The 18770-nt window shown below is 67.3% G+C and carries 15 protein-coding genes; 2 read left to right on the plus strand and 13 right to left on the minus strand.

Annotation, left to right across the window (positions count from 1 at the left end; all coding sequences use genetic code 11):
- Window positions 1-114: 114 nt before the first annotated feature.
- The 8 genes from RZV17_RS15230 to RZV17_RS15265 all read right to left on the minus strand — a co-directional run bounded on the left by RZV17_RS15230 (window position 115) and on the right by RZV17_RS15265 (window position 11501).
- On the minus strand, window positions 115-1026 hold the full coding sequence (locus tag RZV17_RS15230; protein ID WP_355604676.1) for a DUF6624 domain-containing protein: 912 nt from the start codon (window positions 1024-1026) through the stop codon (window positions 115-117).
- 187 nt (window positions 1027-1213) lie between these two features.
- Window positions 1214-3799, minus strand: a complete 2586-nt coding sequence (gene clpB / locus RZV17_RS15235; protein WP_166752010.1) for an ATP-dependent chaperone ClpB — start codon at window positions 3797-3799, stop codon at window positions 1214-1216.
- A gap of 255 nt (window positions 3800-4054) precedes the next feature.
- Window positions 4055-4885: an ATP-binding cassette domain-containing protein gene (locus RZV17_RS15240; RefSeq protein ID WP_355604680.1), complete on the minus strand. Its 831-nt coding sequence runs from the start codon at window positions 4883-4885 to the stop codon at window positions 4055-4057.
- Window positions 4882-5676 carry an aliphatic sulfonate ABC transporter permease SsuC gene (ssuC, locus tag RZV17_RS15245; RefSeq protein WP_039563706.1) on the minus strand — a complete coding sequence of 265 codons (795 nt, stop codon included), beginning with the start codon at window positions 5674-5676 and terminating at the stop codon, window positions 4882-4884. Before ssuC ends, RZV17_RS15240 begins: the two co-directional genes overlap by 4 nt.
- Before the next feature lie 118 nt (window positions 5677-5794).
- Window positions 5795-6907: an aliphatic sulfonate ABC transporter substrate-binding protein gene (locus RZV17_RS15250; RefSeq protein ID WP_355609412.1), complete on the minus strand. Its 1113-nt coding sequence runs from the start codon at window positions 6905-6907 to the stop codon at window positions 5795-5797.
- An 11-nt stretch (window positions 6908-6918) separates the two neighbouring features.
- Window positions 6919-7959, minus strand: coding sequence for an L-glyceraldehyde 3-phosphate reductase (gene mgrA, locus RZV17_RS15255; RefSeq protein ID WP_355604684.1), 1041 nt, complete (start codon window positions 7957-7959; stop codon window positions 6919-6921).
- 16 nt (window positions 7960-7975) lie between these two features.
- Window positions 7976-9304, minus strand: coding sequence for an LLM class flavin-dependent oxidoreductase (locus RZV17_RS15260; protein WP_355604687.1), 1329 nt, complete (start codon window positions 9302-9304; stop codon window positions 7976-7978).
- Window positions 9305-9353: 49 nt separating this feature from the next.
- A complete protein-coding gene (locus tag RZV17_RS15265; RefSeq protein WP_166744855.1) occupies window positions 9354-11501 on the minus strand; it encodes a TonB-dependent receptor in 2148 nt (715 codons plus the stop codon).
- 364 nt (window positions 11502-11865) lie between these two features.
- On the opposite strand from RZV17_RS15265, the gene RZV17_RS15270 reads away from it, so the two are divergent.
- The gene (locus RZV17_RS15270) at window positions 11866-12174 is read left to right on the plus strand and encodes a GIY-YIG nuclease family protein (protein WP_355604692.1); all 309 of its coding nucleotides are present in this window, start codon (window positions 11866-11868) and stop codon (window positions 12172-12174) included.
- A 46-nt stretch (window positions 12175-12220) separates the two neighbouring features.
- Window positions 12221-12928 (plus strand): glutathione S-transferase, encoded by a 708-nt coding sequence (locus tag RZV17_RS15275; protein ID WP_166749147.1) that lies wholly within the window; start codon window positions 12221-12223, stop codon window positions 12926-12928.
- Between the two features lie 156 nt (window positions 12929-13084).
- Here the strand turns inward: RZV17_RS15275 and RZV17_RS15280 are convergent, their stop codons facing one another.
- From RZV17_RS15280 to RZV17_RS15300, 5 genes are all read right to left on the minus strand, one after another.
- Window positions 13085-13900 (minus strand): DUF3014 domain-containing protein, encoded by an 816-nt coding sequence (locus RZV17_RS15280; protein WP_355604696.1) that lies wholly within the window; start codon window positions 13898-13900, stop codon window positions 13085-13087.
- 261 nt (window positions 13901-14161) lie between these two features.
- Window positions 14162-15331 (minus strand): lysozyme inhibitor LprI family protein, encoded by a 1170-nt coding sequence (locus tag RZV17_RS15285; RefSeq protein ID WP_355604699.1) that lies wholly within the window; start codon window positions 15329-15331, stop codon window positions 14162-14164.
- A complete protein-coding gene (locus RZV17_RS15290; RefSeq protein ID WP_355604702.1) occupies window positions 15328-16929 on the minus strand; it encodes a hypothetical protein in 1602 nt (533 codons plus the stop codon). The genes RZV17_RS15285 and RZV17_RS15290 overlap by 4 nt, the downstream gene beginning before the upstream one ends.
- 350 nt (window positions 16930-17279) lie before the next feature.
- Complete coding sequence (locus tag RZV17_RS15295; protein WP_355604705.1) at window positions 17280-18116, minus strand: hypothetical protein; 837 nt, start codon at window positions 18114-18116, stop codon at window positions 17280-17282.
- Between the two features lie 59 nt (window positions 18117-18175).
- The gene (locus tag RZV17_RS15300; RefSeq protein WP_039405694.1) at window positions 18176-18649 is read right to left on the minus strand and encodes a DUF3574 domain-containing protein; all 474 of its coding nucleotides are present in this window, start codon (window positions 18647-18649) and stop codon (window positions 18176-18178) included.
- Window positions 18650-18770: the final 121 nt, after the last annotated feature.

Below are 18770 nucleotides of genomic sequence, written 5' to 3' on the forward strand. Positions count from 1 at the left end.
CCGACCCGCACCTCATGACAGCCGGCAATGACGACATCGCCAACGATCAGGTCGTGCAGAGGCGCACGCGCGCCCGCCGTCGCTGCTGGCAACCCGACGCCCCTCAACCATCGCTCACCGCACCGGCTGATGGTAAACGTCGCGCAACATCTCTTTGTACTGATGCATGGGAGGGAGCCCCATGCTACGGCGACGCGCATCCAGGCCCGCTTCGTCCTCAGTGGGCTGCAGCGACATGTAGCCATCCGCACCCGTCTGAAACTGGGTGCCGTAGCGCTGCGGCTTCCCTTGCGCGCGCAAGACACGATCGGTGAGTAGCGCCACATCGTCAGGCGCCACATCCTGCCTGGCAAGCGCCGCTTCCATCAATGCCAGCACCTGCGCCTGAAACCCTGGATCGGCGTCGGAATGCTGTATCAAGGTCCATGCTGCTTTTGCGCCGTCTTCGCCCACCAGGCGCCGTCCCGGCCACCCCTGCGTCGCGACGACCTGCTTGAGCCATTCGGTGTTTTCGCGCATCACCGGCACGATCGATGCCCAGTCGGCTGGCTTGCCTCCAGCGGTGATTGCTGCATTTTGCGCATGCTGATCCTTCTCTACGCGCGCAAGCAGCTCCTGCCGCAATTGCAGATTCAACGCCGTCTGCTGCTGCGCACTGATGCGGTCGGCCTTCGCCAGCAGCGCAGGCCACCCATCCGTCTTTCGCAGCCGATTCAGGCCGGGCCGGTCCTTGCTGCGCAGATCATCGATGGAAATGCGCCCCCGTGGAATTTCCTCTTCGAGATAGCGTATCGCCTCGTCGGTCTGTTTCGCTGCCGCCAGACACTCTGCACGCAGGAGTTCGCCATTTTGCTGCAGTTCGCCGGAGGAGCGCTGCAGTGCGGCCATCACCTGGGCACAACCCGCGTAGTCCTCGGCCTCGTAGGCTTTGAGCGCGGCGAAAATATCCGGCACTTCCGCTGCGTGCAGGGCACCTGTTAATCCCAAGGCGACGCCGACATAGATCGGAACATACGCAAGACGCATCTGAAGTTCCTTGCCAGATGAGGTGTTCGAGGGAGGCAGAGCGCGGCAATCCGCCAGGCTCCAAAGCGGCCCGCATGCCGCAGGCGAGCCGCCCCCGCATCCTGCGGGACGACTCGCCCTCCAATCAAGCCTTACCGAACTCCAGATGCCTGCCCTGCGCATGCGCGCGCATAACCGGTGCTGCGCCTCAGCCCTTGGTGAAAGCCAGCCGCCCGCCTTCAGCGCGCACTTGCACGGTGTCGCCGCTGAGGTAATGCCCCGACAGGATCTGCTGGGCCAACGGGTTTTCCACCTGCGACTGAATCGCGCGCTTGAGCGGGCGTGCGCCATACACCGGGTCGAAGCCGACATTGCCCAACAATTCCAGCGCGGGATCGTCCAGATCCAGCTTGAGGCCGCGCTCGGCCAGGCGTTTTTCCAGCCCATGCAACTGGATGCGCGCGATCGACTTGATCTGCGCCTTGTCCAGCGGGTGGAACACCACGATGTCGTCCAGCCGGTTGATGAACTCCGGGCGGAAGTGCGCCTGCACCACGCCCATCACTGCGGCCTTCATCTGCGTATAGGCCTCGGCGCTGCCGTCGCCGGACAGCTCCTGGATCTGGTGCGAGCCCAGATTGGAGGTCATCACGATGACGGTATTGCGGAAGTCCACCGTGCGGCCCTGCCCATCGGTGAGGCGGCCATCGTCGAGCACCTGCAGCAGGATGTTGAAGACATCGGCATGCGCCTTTTCCACCTCGTCCAGCAGGATCAGTGAATACGGGCGACGGCGCACCGCTTCGGTGAGATAGCCGCCTTCTTCATAGCCCACATAGCCCGGGGGCGCACCGATCAGACGCGAGACCGAGTGCTTCTCCATGAACTCACTCATGTCGATGCGGATCATTGCTTCGGTGCTGTCGAACAGGAAGTCCGCCAGCGCCTTGCACAACTCGGTCTTGCCCACGCCGGTCGGCCCCAGGAACAGGAACGAGCCACTCGGGCGATTGGGATCGGATAGACCCGCGCGCGAGCGGCGCACCGCGTCGGACACGACCTTGATCGCTTCGTTTTGCCCGACCACGCGGTGATGCAGCTCGTCTTCCATGCGCAGCAACTTGTCGCGCTCGCCTTCGAGCATCTTGTTGACCGGAATGCCGGTCCAGCGCGACACCACTTCGGCAATTTCCTCGGCCGTGACGCGGTCCTGCACCAGCTTGAAGTCGTGGTGTTCGACCTCGTTGGCCAGCAGCATCTGCTTCTCCAGCTGCGGCAGCACGCCGTACTGGATCTCGCTCATCTTGGCGTAGTCCTGGCGGCGCTGCGCGGCCTCCAATTCCAGCTTGGCGTGCTCGATCTGCTCCTTGATCTTGGTGGTGCCCTGCAACGCGGCCTTCTCCGATTTCCACACTTCGTTGAGATCGGAGAACTCGCGCTCCAGCTTGTCGATGTCGGTTTCCAGATCAGCCAGACGCTGACGCGAGGCGTCGTCCTTTTCCTTCTTCAGCATTTCGCGCTGGATCTTGAGCTGGATCAGGCGGCGCTCCAGGCGATCGAGTTCCTCCGGCTTGGAGTCGATCTCCATGCGGATGCGCGATGCGGCTTCGTCCATCAGGTCGATGGCTTTATCCGGCAACTGGCGATCGGTGATGTAGCGGTTGGACAGCGTGGCCGCAGCCACGATCGCCGGGTCGGTGATCTCCACGCCATGATGCACTGCGTAGCGTTCCTTCAGCCCACGCAGGATCGCGATGGTGTCTTCCACCGTCGGCTCGCCCACGAACACCTTCTGGAAGCGCCGCTCCAGTGCCGCGTCCTTTTCGATGTACTTGCGGTATTCGTCCAGCGTGGTGGCGCCGATGCAATGCAGTTCGCCGCGTGCCAGCGCCGGCTTGAGCATGTTGCCGGCATCCATCGCGCCGTCGGCCTTGCCCGCGCCCACCATGGTGTGCAGCTCGTCGATGAACAGGATGATCTGGCCTTCGTTCTTGGACAGGTCGCTCAGCACCGCCTTCAGGCGCTCTTCGAACTCGCCGCGGAATTTGGCGCCGGCGATCAGCGCGCCCATGTCCAGCGACAGCACGCGCTTGCCGCGCAGGCCTTCGGGCACTTCACCGTTGATGATGCGCTGGGCCAGGCCTTCGACAATGGCGGTCTTGCCCACGCCGGGTTCGCCGATCAGCACCGGGTTGTTCTTGGTACGGCGCTGCAGCACCTGGATGGTGCGGCGGATCTCTTCATCGCGGCCGATCACCGGATCGAGCTTGCCGCTTTCGGCACGCGCAGTCAGGTCGATGGTGTATTTCTCCAGCGCCTGGCGCTGTTCCTCGGCGTTTTCCGATTGCACGGTTTCGCCGCCACGCAGCTTGTCGATGGCCGCTTCGATCTTCTTCTTGTCGCCACCGGCCGCGCGCAGGGCCACGCCCAGCGGGCTGGCATCGTCGGCGGCAGCCAGCACGAACCACTCGCTGGCGATGAAGGCATCGCCATGTTGCTGGGCCAGCTTGTCGGTCTGGTTGAGCAGGCGATTGAGGTCGTTGCCGATCGACAGGTTGCCTTCCTGCCCGGAGACCTTGGGCAGCGTGTCCAGCGCCTCGCCCAGTCGCTCGCGCAGCAGCGGCACGTTGACCCCGGCCTGCGACAGCAGCGGGCGCGTGCTGCCGCCGCTCTGGTCGAGCAGCGCGGCCAGCACGTGCACCGGCTCGATGATGTTGTGGTCGCGGCCCACGGCCAGCGACTGCGCGTCGGCCAGTGCCTGCTGGAACCGCGAGGTGAGCTTGTCCATCCGCATGGGAAATCCTCTGAACGGGTGGCCGGCGACGCCGGCGATACCGTGCAGATGCGGTTGCAGGGCGGGGTTTCAAGGCTTGCCGGTGCCGGAGCCGGGCTGCAGCGACGCCGGTGCCCGGCTCCAATCAGCAGTGCCAGGCGGCGCACGCAGCCGGTGTGCGGTTGCGATGGCGCACCGCAGCCTCTTGCCTGCTGGTTGAGGGAGGACGCGTAGCGCAGGGCGCGGCGGCGGAGCCTTCGCGCCCGACGCCGGCTGCTAGACGATCCGCTGCAGCGGTGCCCCTCCGTGTCGCGCAGCCTCACGCGTGGCGTCGCGCCGCACATCGGCCTTCGCCGCAGCCGCCTGCTCGGAGGTCTGCGCAGCTCCCAGCAGGCGCGACAGTACCTGCGCCTGGATCGCCGCCAGGGCCGGTGACCCGGGCGCACGCGGGTGCGCCACCGGCACCGCGACATCCAGGCCGACCTGACCCTGCTCGACCACCACGATGCGGTCGGCCAGCGCGCAGGCTTCGGCCACGTCATGGGTCACCAGCACCAGGGTGAAGCCGTAGTGCCGCCACAGCTGCACGATCAGCTGCTGCATTTCGATACGGGTCAATGCATCCAGCGCGCCCAGTGGTTCGTCCAGCAGCAGCAGCCGTGGCCGATGCACCAGCGCGCGCGCCAGCGCCACGCGCTGCCGCTGGCCGCCAGACAGCGCCGCTGGCCAGTCGCCGCCACGCGTGCCCAGCCCCACCGCATCCAGCGCGGCCTGGGCCTGCATGCGGCCGGCACGGCCCAGCCCCAGCGCCACGTTGTCGATCACCCGCTTCCACGGCAGCAACCGCGCGTCCTGGAACATCAGCCGCACTGCATCGCGCTGCGCGGCAAGCGGCGCAGCGCCGCTCTCCACGGTGCCGCTGTCGGCCGCTTCCAGCCCGGCAATCACCCGCAGCAGCGTGCTCTTGCCGCAGCCGCTGCGGCCCACCACCGCGACGCAGGCGCCGGGGACGATCTGCAGATCGATGCCGCGCAGCACCTCGCTGTCGCCATAGCGCTTGCCGATGCCGCGCAGGCTCAGCGGCAGGCCGGTGTCGGTCGCGCTCATCGGCGCACCTGCGCACGCTGCTGGTGTGCCGGATGCCAGCCCAGCCACCAGGCTTCCAGGCCGCGTGCGGCCAGGTCGGCCAGCTTGCCGAGCAGCGCGTACAGCACGATCGCCACCACCACGATGTCGGTCTGCAGGAACTCGCGCGCATTGGTGGCCAGATAGCCGATGCCGGAACTGGCCGAAATGGTCTCGGCCACGATCAGGGTCAGCCACATCAGCCCCAGCGCGAAGCGCAAGCCGACCAGGATGGAGGGCAACGCGCCGGGCAGCAGCACATCGACAAACAGCTGCGGCCCACGCAGGCCGTAATTGCGCGCCATCTCGATCAAGGCCGGGTCCACGCTGCGGATGCCGTGATAGGTATTGAGATAGATCGGGAAGAACGTGCCCAGCGCCACCAGAAACAGCTTGGCACCCTCGTCGATGCCAAACCACAGGATCACCAGCGGAATCAGCGCCAGATGCGGCACGTTGCGCAGCATCTGCAGGCTGCTGTCGAGCAGCCGTTCCGCCACCTGCGACACGCCCGTCAACAGGCCCAGTGCCAGGCCGATGCTGCCGCCGATGGCCAGGCCCACCGCCGCGCGCCAACCGCTGATGGCCAGGTGCTGCCACAGCTCACCACTTTGCACGAGCGTGATGGCGGCACGCAGTACCGCATCGGGCGCAGGAAGAATGCGCTGCGGCAGCCAGCCCGTGGCCGCGGCAATCTGCCATGCCAGCAGCAATGCCAGCGGCAGCAACCAGGGCACCAAGCCAGCGCCCAGACGGCGTGCGCGGGCGCTCATTGCAGCACCGTGGCGGCGGCGCATCGCCTTACCGCGTGTTGCACCGACACGTGGGCGCTCACCTGCGCGCGCGCAGGTTCCCGGTGCCGCATTGCACACGTGCATGCCATCGAGCGCATCACTTGCCCGCCGGCTGTGCAGCGGCAGGCGCAGGCGCGCGCCACACCGCCGGTGCCACCAGCACGCGCTTGGGCAGCAGGCGCTGTGCATGGAACAGGTCGGCAGTGGCTTGCTGGGCCTTGATGACCTGCGCATTGAGCGGCTGCACGCTGGCCGGCGGGCGGTGCGCCAGTGTGCGCTCGACCACCGCAGGCGGCAGCCCGCTCACCTGCGCCAGCACCTTGATGCTGCCGGCGCGGTCGCGCTCCAGCAGGCCATCGGCCTGGTTGAGTTGCACCATCACCTGTTGCACGAACGGACCCCACGCGGTTGCATAGCGGCGCGACGACAGGAAGAACCCGCCGGTCAGCCCCAGCCCTTCGCCGTTGGCGAGCAGGCGTGCACTGCCATCCAGGGTCAGGGCCGAATACCACGGGTCCCAGATGGCCCACGCATCCACCTGCCCGGCCGCGAAGGCCGCACGCGCGTTGGCCGGCGACAGATACAACGGCGTGATGTCGCGCAGGCTCAGGCCGGATTTGGCGAGCAAGCGCAACAACAGGTTGTGCGCGCTGGAGCCTTTCTGAAACGCGACGCGCTTGCCCTTGAGGTCGGCCACGGTGCGCAGCGTGCTCTTGGCCGGCACCAGGATGGTCTCGGCCTTCGGCGTGGGTGGTACCCAACCTACATACAGCAGGTCGGCCCCGGCGGCCTGCGCGAACAACGGCGGAATGTCGCCGGCGCCGCCGAGGTCGATGCTGCCCACGTTCAAGGCTTCCAGCAATTGCGGTCCGGCCGGAAATTCCACCCAGGTGATCCTGGTGCGGGGAAAGCGCTGTTCCAGCAAGCGATGCTGCTTGGCCAGCACCAGACTCGACACCGCCTTTTGATAACCGATGCGCAACTGCGCCGGCTCGGCCGCAAGCGCAGGCTGCCCCAGCACGATGCTGGCGAACAGCAACGCAGACACCCACACGGCCACCCAGCCCGCGCGCGCAGCTGTCAGCCGGCGGCGTGCCGCACGCAGCCAGCGCTTTGCACCTACCGTACCCGCGGCCTGCGTTTCGCCGCCACGCGCGGCCAACGACTGCGTGGCCGTTTCGATTGTCGTTGCTGAAACGCAGTGACGCATCGGCAGCTTCCTCATTGCCAATCGGTGGAGGGTTTTTCCCAGAGGTTGATCCCGCCTTCGACCGCATGGCGATCGATCTCGGCCAACTCTTCTGCGGTGAACGCAGGCGCCTGCAATGCCGCCACGTTTTCGATCAACTGCTCCGGGCGGCTGGCACCCAGCAGCGCCGAGCTCACCCGTGGATCGCGCAGCACCCAGGCCAGCGCCAGCTGCGCCAGGCTCTGCCCGCGCCGCTGCGCAATGGCATCCAGGCCGCGTGCGCGTTGCAGGTTGTCGTCGGACAGGTGTTCGGGCCGCAAGGATTGACCACCGGGGCGATTGACGCGCGCATCCTCGGGAATGCCCTCCAGATACTTGCCGGTAAGCAGGCCCTGCGCCAATGGCGTAAACGCAATCACTCCGGCACCGAGGTCGGCGGTGGTGTCCAGCAACTCCTGCTCCGGCCAGCGGTTGAACAGGTTGTAGGCCGGTTGATGGATCAGCAGCGGCACCTTCCACTCGCGCAGCAGCGCGGCAATCTCGCGCGTGCGCGCTGCCGAATACGACGACACGCCCACGTACAGCGCCTTGCCCTGCTGCACCGCACTGGCCAGCGCACCGGCGGTCTCTTCCAGCGGTGTGTCCGCATCGAAGCGATGCGAATAGAAGATGTCCACATACTCCACGCCCAGCCGCTGCAGGCTTTGATCCAGGCTGGACAGCAGATATTTGCGCGAGCTGCCGCCCTGCCCGTACGGGCCCGGCCACATGTCCCAGCCGGCCTTGGTAGAAATGATCAATTCGTCGCGATACGGCCTGAAATCTTCACGTAGCAGCCGGCCGAAGTTGATCTCCGCGCTGCCGTACGGCGGGCCGTAGTTGTTGGCCAGATCGAAGTGGGTGATGCCCAGGTCGAACGCGGTGCGCAGCAATGCGCGCTGGGTGTCGATCGGCGTGCTGTCGCCGAAGTTGTGCCACAGGCCCAGCGACAGAGCCGGCAACACCAGGCCGCTGCGGCCGACGCGGCGGTAGGCGATACGGTCGTAACGGTCGGGATGTGCGAGATAGGTCATGAGTGGTTCCGGTTGATCAGCGAGCGCTGAAGCGATTGGCGGGGCGTGCCAGCCCCAGATGATCGCGCAGCGTGCGCCCGGCATATTCACGCCGGAACAGTCCACGTCGCTGCAGCTCCGGCACCACGTGCGTGGCCACATCAGCCAGGCCGCCGGGCAGATGCGGCACCAGCACGTTGAACCCGTCTGCCGCGCCCTGTTCGAACCAGGCCTGCAACTCGTCGGCAATCTGCGTGGGCGTGCCGATCAGGCTGTAGTGGCCGCGCCCGCCGGCGATGCGCCGGCCAAGCTGGGCGATGCTCAGCTGTTCCTGCCCGGCCAGCTCGGTGAACAATTGCTGGCGGCTGCGCTGGCCGGTTTCGGTGAGCGGCAATTCCGGCAGCGGACCATCGGCCGGATAGCCGGACAGGTCGAAGTTGCCCAGCATCCGCGACAGCAGCGCGATGCCGACCTGCGGCTCCACCAGGTCCTGGAACTGCTCGAATTTTTCTTGCGCCTCGGCCTGGCTTTGCCCCACCACGATGAACACGCCCGGCAGCACCTTCAGCGCATCGCGCGTGCGGCCGAACTGTTCCAGTCGTCCCTTGATGTCGGCATAGAACGCCTGCGCCTTGGCCAGCGACGATTGCGCGGTGAACACCACCTCGGCGGTCTCGGCTGCCAGCGCACGCCCTGGCTCGGACGAGCCGGCCTGCACCAGCACCGGGTGGCCCTGCGGCGCACGCGCAATATTGAGCGGGCCACGCACCTGGAAGTGCGTGCCGCGGTGGTCCAGCACATGCGCACGCGCCGGGTCGTGATGCAGGCCGGCCGCCTTGTCGGCGATGAAGGCATCGTCGTCCCAGCTGTCCCACAGCCCGGCCACCACCTGCTGGAACTCGCGCGCCCGCGCATAGCGCTCGGCATGCACGTAATGCGCATCGCGATTGAAATTGAGCGCCTCGTCGGCGGCATCGGAGGTGACCAGGTTCCAGCCGGCACGCCCGCCGGAGAGATGATCCAGCGAGGCGAACTTGCGCGCCACGTGATACGGCTCGTTGTAGCTGGTGGTCATGGTGGCGATCAGGCCGATGCGCTCGCTCACCGCTGCCAGCGCGCTAAGCAGGGTCAGCGGCTCGAACAGGCTGGAGCGCGCCATCTGCGGAGCGACCGGCCCGCCGGCTGCGGCCAGGCTGTCGGCGACGAACACCGCGTCGAACTTGGCGGCTTCGGCAATGCGCACCATCTCGCGATATTGCGCAAAATCCAGCGTCTGCGCATTGACCTGCGGATGCCGCCACGCCGCCACGTGGTGACCGGTGGCCATCAGGAACGCACCCAGCGACAGCTGACGTGGCGCACTCATCGTGGACCGCCGCACGTGTCGCAACTCACCGTCACGTTCAAACCCATCGTCAAAAATCCTTGCGCACTTGCAGGCCCAGGTAACGCTGATCGTCGCGCGGTACCAATCGATAGACATTGCCGGTGGCGTTGGCCAGCAGTGGCGCGTACGACCGATCGCCGAGATTGCGTCCCAGCACCGCCACCCGCCAGCCGTGCGCATCGTCGGCCAGCGCAATGCTGGCGTTCCAGATCGCATACGGTCCCTGGATGGTCTGCGGAGTCTGGCTGAGGTCGTACTGCACGCTGTCCTGCCAGCTCACATCGCCGTTGAATTCGAGCGCCAGGCTGCCATGCAGCGGCAGGCGATAACCTGCGCGCAGATTCCCCTTCCAGTCGGGCGAAAACGGCAGCGGCCGGCCATCGACATTGCAATTGGCCGCAGCCGCTGCCGGGCAGGCAAAGCGCTGGATGCGTGCCTGCGTATAGGCCAGCGAGGCGGCCAGGCTGAGCCGCTCGGTCGGGCGGTAGTCCAGATCCAGCTCCAGGCCCTGCGTGCGCACCTGCCCGGCGTTGATCAGCCGCGTCACCACCTGCCCGGCCACGGTGTCGAAGAAGTTGGCCTGGTAATTGGCGTATTCGGTATGAAACAACGCCACGTTTGCACTCAGCCGGTCATCCAGGGCGCGCGCCTTCAAACCCAGCTCCCAGGCGTTGGAGGTTTCCGGCTTCAGTGCCGGCGTGTCGCGCGGCTGCATGTTGAAGAACACGTTGTAGGCCGGGCCCTTGTAGCCGCGCGAATAGGTGAGGTAGCCGGTGGTGCGCGCATCGAAGTCGTATTGCAGGCCGGTGCGACCGGAGACGCCGTTTTCTGCGGTGCTGCCGCTGCTTGCAGTGGCCGGCTGGATGCCGGTGACCGCCGTTGCGGAGGTGGACACGCGCCGATGGTCATAGTCCAGCGTGTCGCGGGTGAAGCGCACACCCAGCAAGGCGCGCAGATCCGGGCGCCAATGCCAGGTGGCTTCGCCGAACGCGGCATAGGTCTGCGCACGGGTGGCGTAGTCGGCCACGCCGACCGTGCTGGCAGTGGGCGAGGTGACGGTGCGGCGATAGGTTTCATCACTGCGCGCGTGCAGGTAATACAGCCCGGCCACCGCCTCCACGGCGCGGTCGCGCGGGGTCTGTACGCGCAGTTCCTGCGAGTACTGCGTGTAGCCCAGATCGCCCCGGTCATGCGATGCGGGAAACGCCGCACTGCGCTGGGCGGTGCGGTCGCCATCCTGGAATTGCGTGTTGTCCCATTGCCGCCATGCGCTGATCGAGGTCAGCACCAGCTCGCCGATGTGCTGATCCAGCTGCAGCGAGGCGCCCTTGTTGATGTCGTCCAGAGACGTGGGGAAATCGCTGTTGATCTGCCGGTTGTCGGCCCCGGCCCGCACCGGCGCCAGGGCGGCGGCAAAGTCGGCACGCGTGCTTGCCACCACTACCCCGCTGGGCGCATCGCTGTGGGACTGCAGGTAATCGGCCAACAGGGTCGCCGTGAAGTCGGGCGTGGGGGTGAGATCCAGCCGCAGCCGTGCACCGGCGCGTCGGTAGCCATTGACGGTCTGCCCATCGGCCACGTTGCGCACGTTGCCGCCGTACTCGGCCCACAACGCCGACACGCTGGCCTTGAGCACCTCCGGCAGCAACGCGCCCCCGATGCTGGCACGCACGCGGTCTTCGTCGCCGCCACCAAAGTGCGAGTAATCCACATAGCCGCCAACTGTCTCCGGCGCCGGCTTGCTGACGATGTTGAGCACCCCGGCCGAAGCGTTCTTGCCGAACAGGGTGCCCTGCGGCCCGCGCAGCACCTCGATGCGTTCGACATCGAGCAGATCCAGCGTGGCCTGCCCGGGCCTGCCCAGCACCACGCCATCGATCACCGTGGCCACGCTGGGCTCCACGCCCGGCGAAGTGGAAATGGTGCCCACCCCGCGCAGGAACAACGAGGTGTCCTTGTTCGACGCGCCGGTGCGGAAGGTCAGGCTGGGCACCAGTGCCGGCAGGTCCGCCACGCTGTTGCGGTTCTCGCGCTCCAGCGTCTCGCCCTGCACCACCGACACCGCCACCGGCACCTGCTGCAAGGTGGTTTCGCGCCGTGTGGCCGTGACCGTCACTGCACCGAGCGTCTGCGCCGCGCCCGCCGGCGTCGCGGGTTCACCTACTTCATCCGCCATGGCCGGCGCACACGCCAACGCCAGGCTCCATGCCAATCGTTGCGGGGTAGCCAACCACCTTGAAGCAGAAGCGATCCCGGCGGGGATCCGGTGTTGCACAGGCATGGAGGTCCTTGTGGGTGGGCGATATGGCGTATTCCGAGCGCGTTGCGGCCGGTTGTGCGCGCGTCGCTTGGCGTTCTGTCGCCAAGCCGGCCGGACCGCGCATGGCAGTAGGGCATGCTGTTTGCCGGCGCCGCGAGCGTCAAATAACCAATGTTTAGGTGGTTATTCACTCGCGCGTTGCGTGGTCGGCGCCGGCCCGCACCGCCACCGTCGGTGCGCTGACGCTGTGCAGGCGCCGGCCAGCGGCGATAATGCGGCCATGGATGCACCCAAGCCCTGGTATCTGTATCTGCTGCTGTGCCGCAACGGCAGCTATTACGCCGGGATCACCAATGATCTGGAGCGGCGTTTCCAGGCGCATGCGCAAGGCACCGGCGCGTGCTACACGCGCGCCAATCCGCCACTGCAGATCATGGCCAGCCACCGCTACCCGGACCGCAGCAGCGCCTCGCGCGCGGAGTGCGCGCTCAAGCGTCAGCCGCGTGCGCGCAAGCTGGCGTGGCTGCTGGCGCAGCCGGCGGCTGTGGCCGGGTCACAGCCCGCTGACGCTGCGGTCACGCCCGACTAGCCGCGCATTGCGTAGGCTGCAGCGCCATTCGAACGCGGAGCAGCGCATGCACTATCAGCTCTACTACTGGACCGGCCTGCAGGGACGCGGCGAATTCGTCCGTCTGGCGTTGGAGGATGCAGGCGCCCGTTACACCGATGTGGCGCGCGTCGACGGCGACGAGGCCATGACAGCGTTCCTGCAGGGTCGGCAGGACGGTGCACAGCCGTTCGCACCGCCCTTCCTGCGTGCGGGCGATGTCGTGGTGGCACAGGTGGCAGCGATCCTGCATTTCCTGGGGCCACAGCTGCAGTTGGTGCCCGAGGCCGAGGCCCAACGGCTGCAGGCGCTGCAACTGCAGATGACCATTGCCGACCTGGTGGCCGAAGTGCACGACACCCATCACCCGATCGGCGTCGGGCTGTACTACGAAGACCAGAAAGCCGAAGCGGCCAAGCGCGCTGCGGACCTGCGCGAGAACCGGCTGCCCAAGTTTCTGGGCTATTTCGAGCAGGTGCTGCAACACGCCGGTGGCGCGCATGCGCTGGGGGTGCACTCGTACGTGGATCTGTCGTTGTTTCAGCTGGTCAGCGGGCTGGACTACATGTTCCCCAGGCGCATGGCGACGCTTGCCAAGGACCTGCCTGGCCTCAAGGCCCTGCAGCAGCGCGTGGCCGAACGGCCGCGGATTGCGGCCTATCTGGCCTCCGAGCGCCGTGTGGCGTTCAACACCAACGGCATCTTCCGCCACTACCCGGAGCTGGATGCCGACTAGAGATCTGCGTGAAGCCTTCGCATGGCGGCCTGCAATCGTTGACGCGTGCGTCGAATGCGCTCATCGCACTCGCCGCCGCTGTCTTCAAACCGCTCGAAGACATGACAGACCGGGCCGCACGTGTGCGCCGCTGGTACAACGCACCCATCACTGCCATCAGCGTCCCTGCAACAGTGCCGCGCGTATGGCGCGCAACTGCGCCTTCACTGCCTGCGCCTGGCTTGGCCCCAGGCGCAGGATCGTCTTCTGCCCGACCGACAAGCCTTCCAGCGCCGGATCCACGAAGCGGTAGCGGCCACGCTCGTCGCGCACGACGGCAATGGGCTGGCGTGGCTCGGGGGTCCGCAGCAGATGGTCGATCACATCGATCACGCGATCGTTGAAGTAACGGTCGGGCGCGCCCAGGTTGGCATAGGCCTGCTGAAACAACGGGTAGAAGCGCACATAGCTGCGGACCAGTGCCTGCGCATCCACCGTGGTGAACGCGGTGACATATGGCGCGTAGCGCGCGGCATTGGCCTGATCGATGACGCTGTGATCGGCAGCGCTGCTGACCTGGAACTCGCCCGGCACCGGCTGCAGCACCAGGGCACGCCGGCTGATGCTGGGCTGGGTCAGATTGTCGATCATCACCACCACGCGCTCGATCAGGTGCGCACGCAGCACGATCGACAACGCGTCGTCTTGCTGCACCAGCGCCTGCAGTGCCTGCCACGCGGCCTCATCGCTTTGCGCCAACGCCGGAATCGCTGCGTCCGCCGCATCGGGCGATGGCGTCTGCACCGGATGGCGGGGCCCGGCCGGCGCCGGCGTTGCCGGAGTGACCGCCGCCGCCACTGCGGTGGCGGTTCGGCTGATGGGCGCGGGCAGCGCGCCCGTATGCTCGGATGGCCCGCTGAACAGCCACCAGGCAGCGCCGGCGATCACGGGCACGGCCAGCAGCCATGGCCAGCGCGAGGACGGTGTTTGCATCGTGGAACTCCTTACGTCGACAACATCCAGGGTGTGACCATGGGATGGCGCAAGGGTTCCATCGCTCGTGGCCGCACGCGCATTCATCGCGCACGCCGGCCCACGCAGGGCACCGCGGCATGCACGGGGTTGCCTGTATTCCAGCGCAAACCCGCGTCATTCCGACCTGGAGCTGCAGCACCACGCTGCGGGTCACGCACCCATGGTGCATAAACGCACGCGTGGCGCTGGAAACGAAGCGTTACCGGCGCCCGGCCGCGCTCATCCGGCGAAATCCAGCCGCGCATTCACCCACGCCGCCACGATGGCGGCCGCTGCCTGCTCGGCCTGTTCTGCCGGCAGCTGCTTTTCGCGCACCAGCCATGCGGCGGTGTCTGCGCGCACCTTCGGTAACAGCGCGCGCACCGCCTTGCGATCTGCGGCCGGCCAATCACTGTCATTGCCGCTCCACGCGGCAATCGCCTTGTCCGGGTCATTGCCGTAGCGCTTGCGCAGTGCCGGCTGCAGGTACAGCAATGGCGAAACCGACGCCCGCAGCGCGACGACTTCCCACTCGGCGTAGCTTGCATAGCGAATGGTGCCGGCGTCCTTGCTCATGGCCTCGATCATCCCCGCAAAGCCGGCATCGAGCTGTTTCCAGCTGGCAAGCGCGAACAGCCCGCCCGGCGGCGCGCAGATCGGCGCGAACCCGTCGCGCGTGGAGCCATACAACGGCCCGAATGCGTCGTACGCCGGCTCTCCCACTGCCGCGAAGATGAAGCAGTGCACATAAGGTCGTTGATCGCCATTGTCGCGCTCGATCCACATCCGCAGCAGGGTCAAGACGCGTTCCTGCCGTGAGCTGGGCGCTGCGCCGGCCACGTCATCGAGCAGCGAGGCCGCAAACCCATCCACCTTGCGCAGCGCCGTGCGCGCATGCGCGAACCGCGCATCTGCCAGCGCGGCATCCACACCGGCGGCCGGCACGAACTGATGCAGGTACGCCAGCCACGCCGACGCCAGCGGCGCGTCGTAGCCCTGCAACTGGCGCGCCGCGTCGGCAGGGGCGGCGGGAATGCTGGCGATGATGCGGTCCAGCCCTTTTTGCTGGGCGGTGAGCGCCTTGCTCAGCACATCGGCCCTGGCCGTTAGACTGCGCTGCAGGCAGTCATCCGGCCTGGCGTCCTGCGCGCAGGAATTACGCTGCCGCAGCCAGGCGCGCTGTTGCTCGCGTACGCCGGCCACTGCCGTACGCGGCGCAGTCTGCACCAGCGCCTGGTAGCTCTCATCCACCTGCTCGTCCAGCAGGCCGAGCGCAGGCACCGCACACAGGCGCTTTTCCACCAGTGTGCTCGCCTGCTTGCAGTCGAACGACGCTGCCCACGCGCCGTTGGTACCCAGCACCAGGGCACCGCCCAGCAGCCACCGCAGCGCGCATGCCGGGCGCGTCATTGCACGGCCTGCTTGCGCACCGGCAGCAGCGACAGCAGCAGCAAGGTCACTGCCAGCGCCATGTAGGCACCGACGAACTGCCAACTGATCACCCGCGCCAGGCCGTGCAGCGACCACGGCAGATAGATGCCGCCACGCGGGTCCACCGAATGGATCAATCCGAACAGGGTCAACCCCGCGGCGACCAGCAGGAACACCGCACCGCGCCGCAGCCGGCCATCGATCATGGCCGCCACCGTGGCGATCCACAGCATCGCGGTGATGATGAAGCCATTGCCCAGTGCGAAGATCACTGCCAGCTCCGGCAAGCCATGGCCATCGAGCTTGGTTGTCAACGCCACCAGCTGCTCCGGCGCGATCCAGCCCGGTGCCTTGATGGTCAGCAGGTACGCCACCGATGGCAGGAACCCGAGCACCATCGCGCCGGCATGCTGCCGGGGTGTGGCCTGGAAGGCCTGGGTGGTGATGTCGATGGACACATACACGATGATCGGCGCCAGCACCGCCAGCGGCAGCCACTGCACCAGCCCGCTGATCACCCCGAGCATGCCGCCAATGCCGACGAACAGCCCCGTCAGCAGCGTGTAGCCCGAGCGCGCGCCCATGTGCTTGTAGGCGGGCTGGCCGATGTAGGGCGTGGTCTGCGCCACGCCGCCGCACACGCCGGCCACCAAGGTGGCGAAGGCTTCCACCAGCAGGATGTCGCGGGTGCGGTAATCGTCGCCAGCGGCGCGTGCGCTTTCGCTGACATTGATGCCGCCCACCACCATCAACAGCCCGAACGGCAGCAGCAACGGCAGATACGCCACCGTCGCCGGAAGCCCGTCGATGAAGCCCAGATTCGGCAGCGGCAGCACGATCTGCGGCGGCGTCCACGCCGGCACCGTGAAGCCCGGTGCGCCCAATCCGGCCAGGCCAAGCCCGTAATACAGTGCGGTGCCGATCACGAACGCCACCAGCACGCCGGGCAGCTTGGTCGGCAGGCGGCCCTTGGCCAGCAGCACGTACAGCAGCAGGCCCAGGGTGACGAAACCGGCCACTGGCGAGCGCAGCGTTTCCAGCAGCGGCAACAGACCCATCAGCACCAGCGCGATGCCGGCGATCGAGCCGAGCAGCGCTGCACGCGGCAACGCCCGGGTCACCGCCTCGCCCACGAACGACAGCACCAGCTTGAGTAGGCCCATCACCACCAGCGCGGCCATGCCGAGCTTCCAGGTGGCGATTGCCGCCGCCTGCGGGTCCAGTCCCTGCGCCTTGAAACCGGCGAACGCCGGGCCCAGCACCAGCAGCGCCATGCCGATGCTGGTGGGCGCATCCAGTCCCAGCGGCATGGCGGTGACGTCATCGCGCCCAGTGCGTGCGGCCAGCCGCCGCGCCATCAGGGTATAGAGCAGATTGCCCACCAGCACGCCGAACGCGGTGCCCGGGAACATGCGCCCGAACACCACTTCCGCGGGGAACTGGAAGATGCCCACCAGCGCCATCGCGATGAAGCCGAGGATGGAAAGATTGTCGACCACCAGGCCGAAGAAGCCATTGAGGTCGCCGGCGACGAACCAGCGCGGCGAGGCCGCAGGACGCGAAGAGGGAGCGGACATGGAGGTCTGCGAGACGTGGGGACAGGCGATGGTAGCCGCTGCCTGGTACGCGCGACAGCGGCCCGATGGAACGAGGTGTTGGCGCACCCGGTATGGAGGCGTGCGGCCGTCAGCAGGATCCTGCACAGGCTCTTGCACACACTGCCAGCGCGTTGCGACGGGTTGCAGGATCCGCCTGCGCGATCAGCCAGCACCCCGCTGCGCAGGCCGTGCCAGCGATACGACAGAGCCGGCACATTGAACAGTCGCCAGCTACATGCAGGCTCGCTTGCAGCGCATCGCACGGCTGCCGGTGCCGATTCAGCGCCGTGGCCGCGCCGGCCCCAACAATCAGCTGGGATGCCTGCGCGCTACTGCTGGCGCAAGGCGTCCACACTCACCCAGCCCAGCATGTCGCCTGCCGTGGCGCTGCGGTAACGCAGCTTGATGCGCGTGGCATCGGCGCTGACATCCAGCGCGTCGGCGCGATCGCCGCGCACCAGATAACGCCGCGTCGTGGACGCGGTTGCCGTGGCGTAGAAGGGCAGGCGCGCTACCTGCACCCGCAGTTGCACCGGCATCGGCGACTCCAGTGTTTCGCCGATGGCAGTGGCGATCACGACGCCCTGCGGGTCGAAGGTGGACCACACCGACAGCGGATACGCGTCGTCGCCGTCGCGCCCAAGCAACGCCTGGATGTCCGGCGCGTTGATCGGCTGCTGGGAGCGATAGACATAGAGCCGGCCAGCGCTATAGCGATATTGGTCGCTGTACCACATCGGCCCGCTACGGCAGGAGCTGGTCAGGCTGCGGTCCTTGGCATCGGGGGTCAGATTCCACAGCCCATCGCATTGCACCGCCGGGTGCGTTGGCGCGGCCAGCGGCTGAAAGCGCCGTCGTACCGGGTCGAAGAGGAACACCAGCGTCGCTTCATTGACCTGGCCCAGCATCGCGGTCACCGCAAGATCGCGGTGCCCGTCGAAGTCGTAGTCGTCGCTGCGCAAAGCGCTCCCGCCTTCGCCGTCATCCACATCCGCGTCCAGCCACTGCGTACTGCCGCCCGGCGACAGCACCACCTGCAGGCGCGTGCCGACCAACGTGGCGGTGGCCTGGGTGTGCGCATCGATGCGCACCTGCACGCGGGCATCGTCGGCCGCAGTCGCCGCGCCGGTGAACGCTCCCAGCGCCACGAACAGGAACGCGGGCACGCCGCGATGGGCGTGCGGCCATCGCCATCGCGGCCTGTTGGTCACCATGCGCGATGCCCTCAAAAGGACACCTCCACCGCCTGCCGCGACCACAGCACCGACTGGTGTCCGGTGGCCTGCTTCCAGGCCAGCCGGATCGCCTCGATGTCGTTACGCCGCTGCGGGGTGTCTTCGTGCAGGATCACCAGCACCTTGGTGCCCAGCCGGTTCGGCTCCTTGGCGCCGCGGAACAACCACTGGCCGTAGGCATCGAACACGGTCAGTCCGTCCGGAAAGCGCGGGGTCACTTCCTTGTCCAGGAAGGCGCGCCACTGGGCATCGTCGATGGTGCGGGTCTGCGGGCGATCGGCCGGGCCGGTTTCTTCGCCCACGCCGAAATACAGCTCGCTGCGCACCCAACCCCGCGCCGCCGCCGGCCGCGCCGCATCGCCCTGCAGGCTGGCGGTGGCCGCTGCGGGCGCACCGCCGGGCGTGGTGGCGCAGGCGGACAACGCCAGCGTGGCGGCAAGCAGGCAGGACGGCAGCAACTTCATCGACTTCTCCGGATCGGGGGGGGGGGGGGCAGGCTCATGCGGGCCGGGTATCAGCTGATGCCGGCGTGCGCGCACTGTGCCACCTCGCGCCGGCCTGAACAACGCGATAATATCTCTCCAT

The organism is Xanthomonas cannabis (assembly GCF_040616535.1).
GTDB classification, from domain to species: Bacteria; Pseudomonadota; Gammaproteobacteria; order Xanthomonadales; family Xanthomonadaceae; genus Xanthomonas; species Xanthomonas cannabis.

Bases quoted from the DNA above. Each gene is read 5' to 3' on its own strand.
- RZV17_RS15270 (WP_355604692.1), top strand. From the start codon at position 11,866: ATGGATGCACCCAAGCCCTGGTATCTGTATCTGCTGCTGTGCCGCAAC.
- clpB (WP_166752010.1), bottom strand. From the start codon at position 3,799: ATGCGGATGGACAAGCTCACCTCGCGGTTCCAGCAGGCACTGGCCGAC.
- RZV17_RS15230 (WP_355604676.1), bottom strand. From the start codon at position 1,026: ATGCGTCTTGCGTATGTTCCGATCTATGTCGGCGTCGCCTTGGGATTA.
- RZV17_RS15280 (WP_355604696.1), bottom strand. From the start codon at position 13,900: ATGCAAACACCGTCCTCGCGCTGGCCATGGCTGCTGGCCGTGCCCGTG.
- RZV17_RS15300 (WP_039405694.1), bottom strand. From the start codon at position 18,649: ATGAAGTTGCTGCCGTCCTGCCTGCTTGCCGCCACGCTGGCGTTGTCC.
- ssuC (WP_039563706.1), bottom strand. From the start codon at position 5,676: ATGAGCGCCCGCGCACGCCGTCTGGGCGCTGGCTTGGTGCCCTGGTTG.
- mgrA (WP_355604684.1), bottom strand. From the start codon at position 7,959: ATGACCTATCTCGCACATCCCGACCGTTACGACCGTATCGCCTACCGC.
- RZV17_RS15265 (WP_166744855.1), bottom strand. From the start codon at position 11,501: ATGGCGGATGAAGTAGGTGAACCCGCGACGCCGGCGGGCGCGGCGCAG.
- RZV17_RS15260 (WP_355604687.1), bottom strand. From the start codon at position 9,304: ATGAGTGCGCCACGTCAGCTGTCGCTGGGTGCGTTCCTGATGGCCACC.
- RZV17_RS15275 (WP_166749147.1), top strand. From the start codon at position 12,221: ATGCACTATCAGCTCTACTACTGGACCGGCCTGCAGGGACGCGGCGAA.
- RZV17_RS15240 (WP_355604680.1), bottom strand. From the start codon at position 4,885: ATGAGCGCGACCGACACCGGCCTGCCGCTGAGCCTGCGCGGCATCGGC.
- RZV17_RS15290 (WP_355604702.1), bottom strand. From the start codon at position 16,929: ATGTCCGCTCCCTCTTCGCGTCCTGCGGCCTCGCCGCGCTGGTTCGTC.
- RZV17_RS15250 (WP_355609412.1), bottom strand. From the start codon at position 6,907: ATGCGTCACTGCGTTTCAGCAACGACAATCGAAACGGCCACGCAGTCG.
- RZV17_RS15285 (WP_355604699.1), bottom strand. From the start codon at position 15,331: ATGACGCGCCCGGCATGCGCGCTGCGGTGGCTGCTGGGCGGTGCCCTG.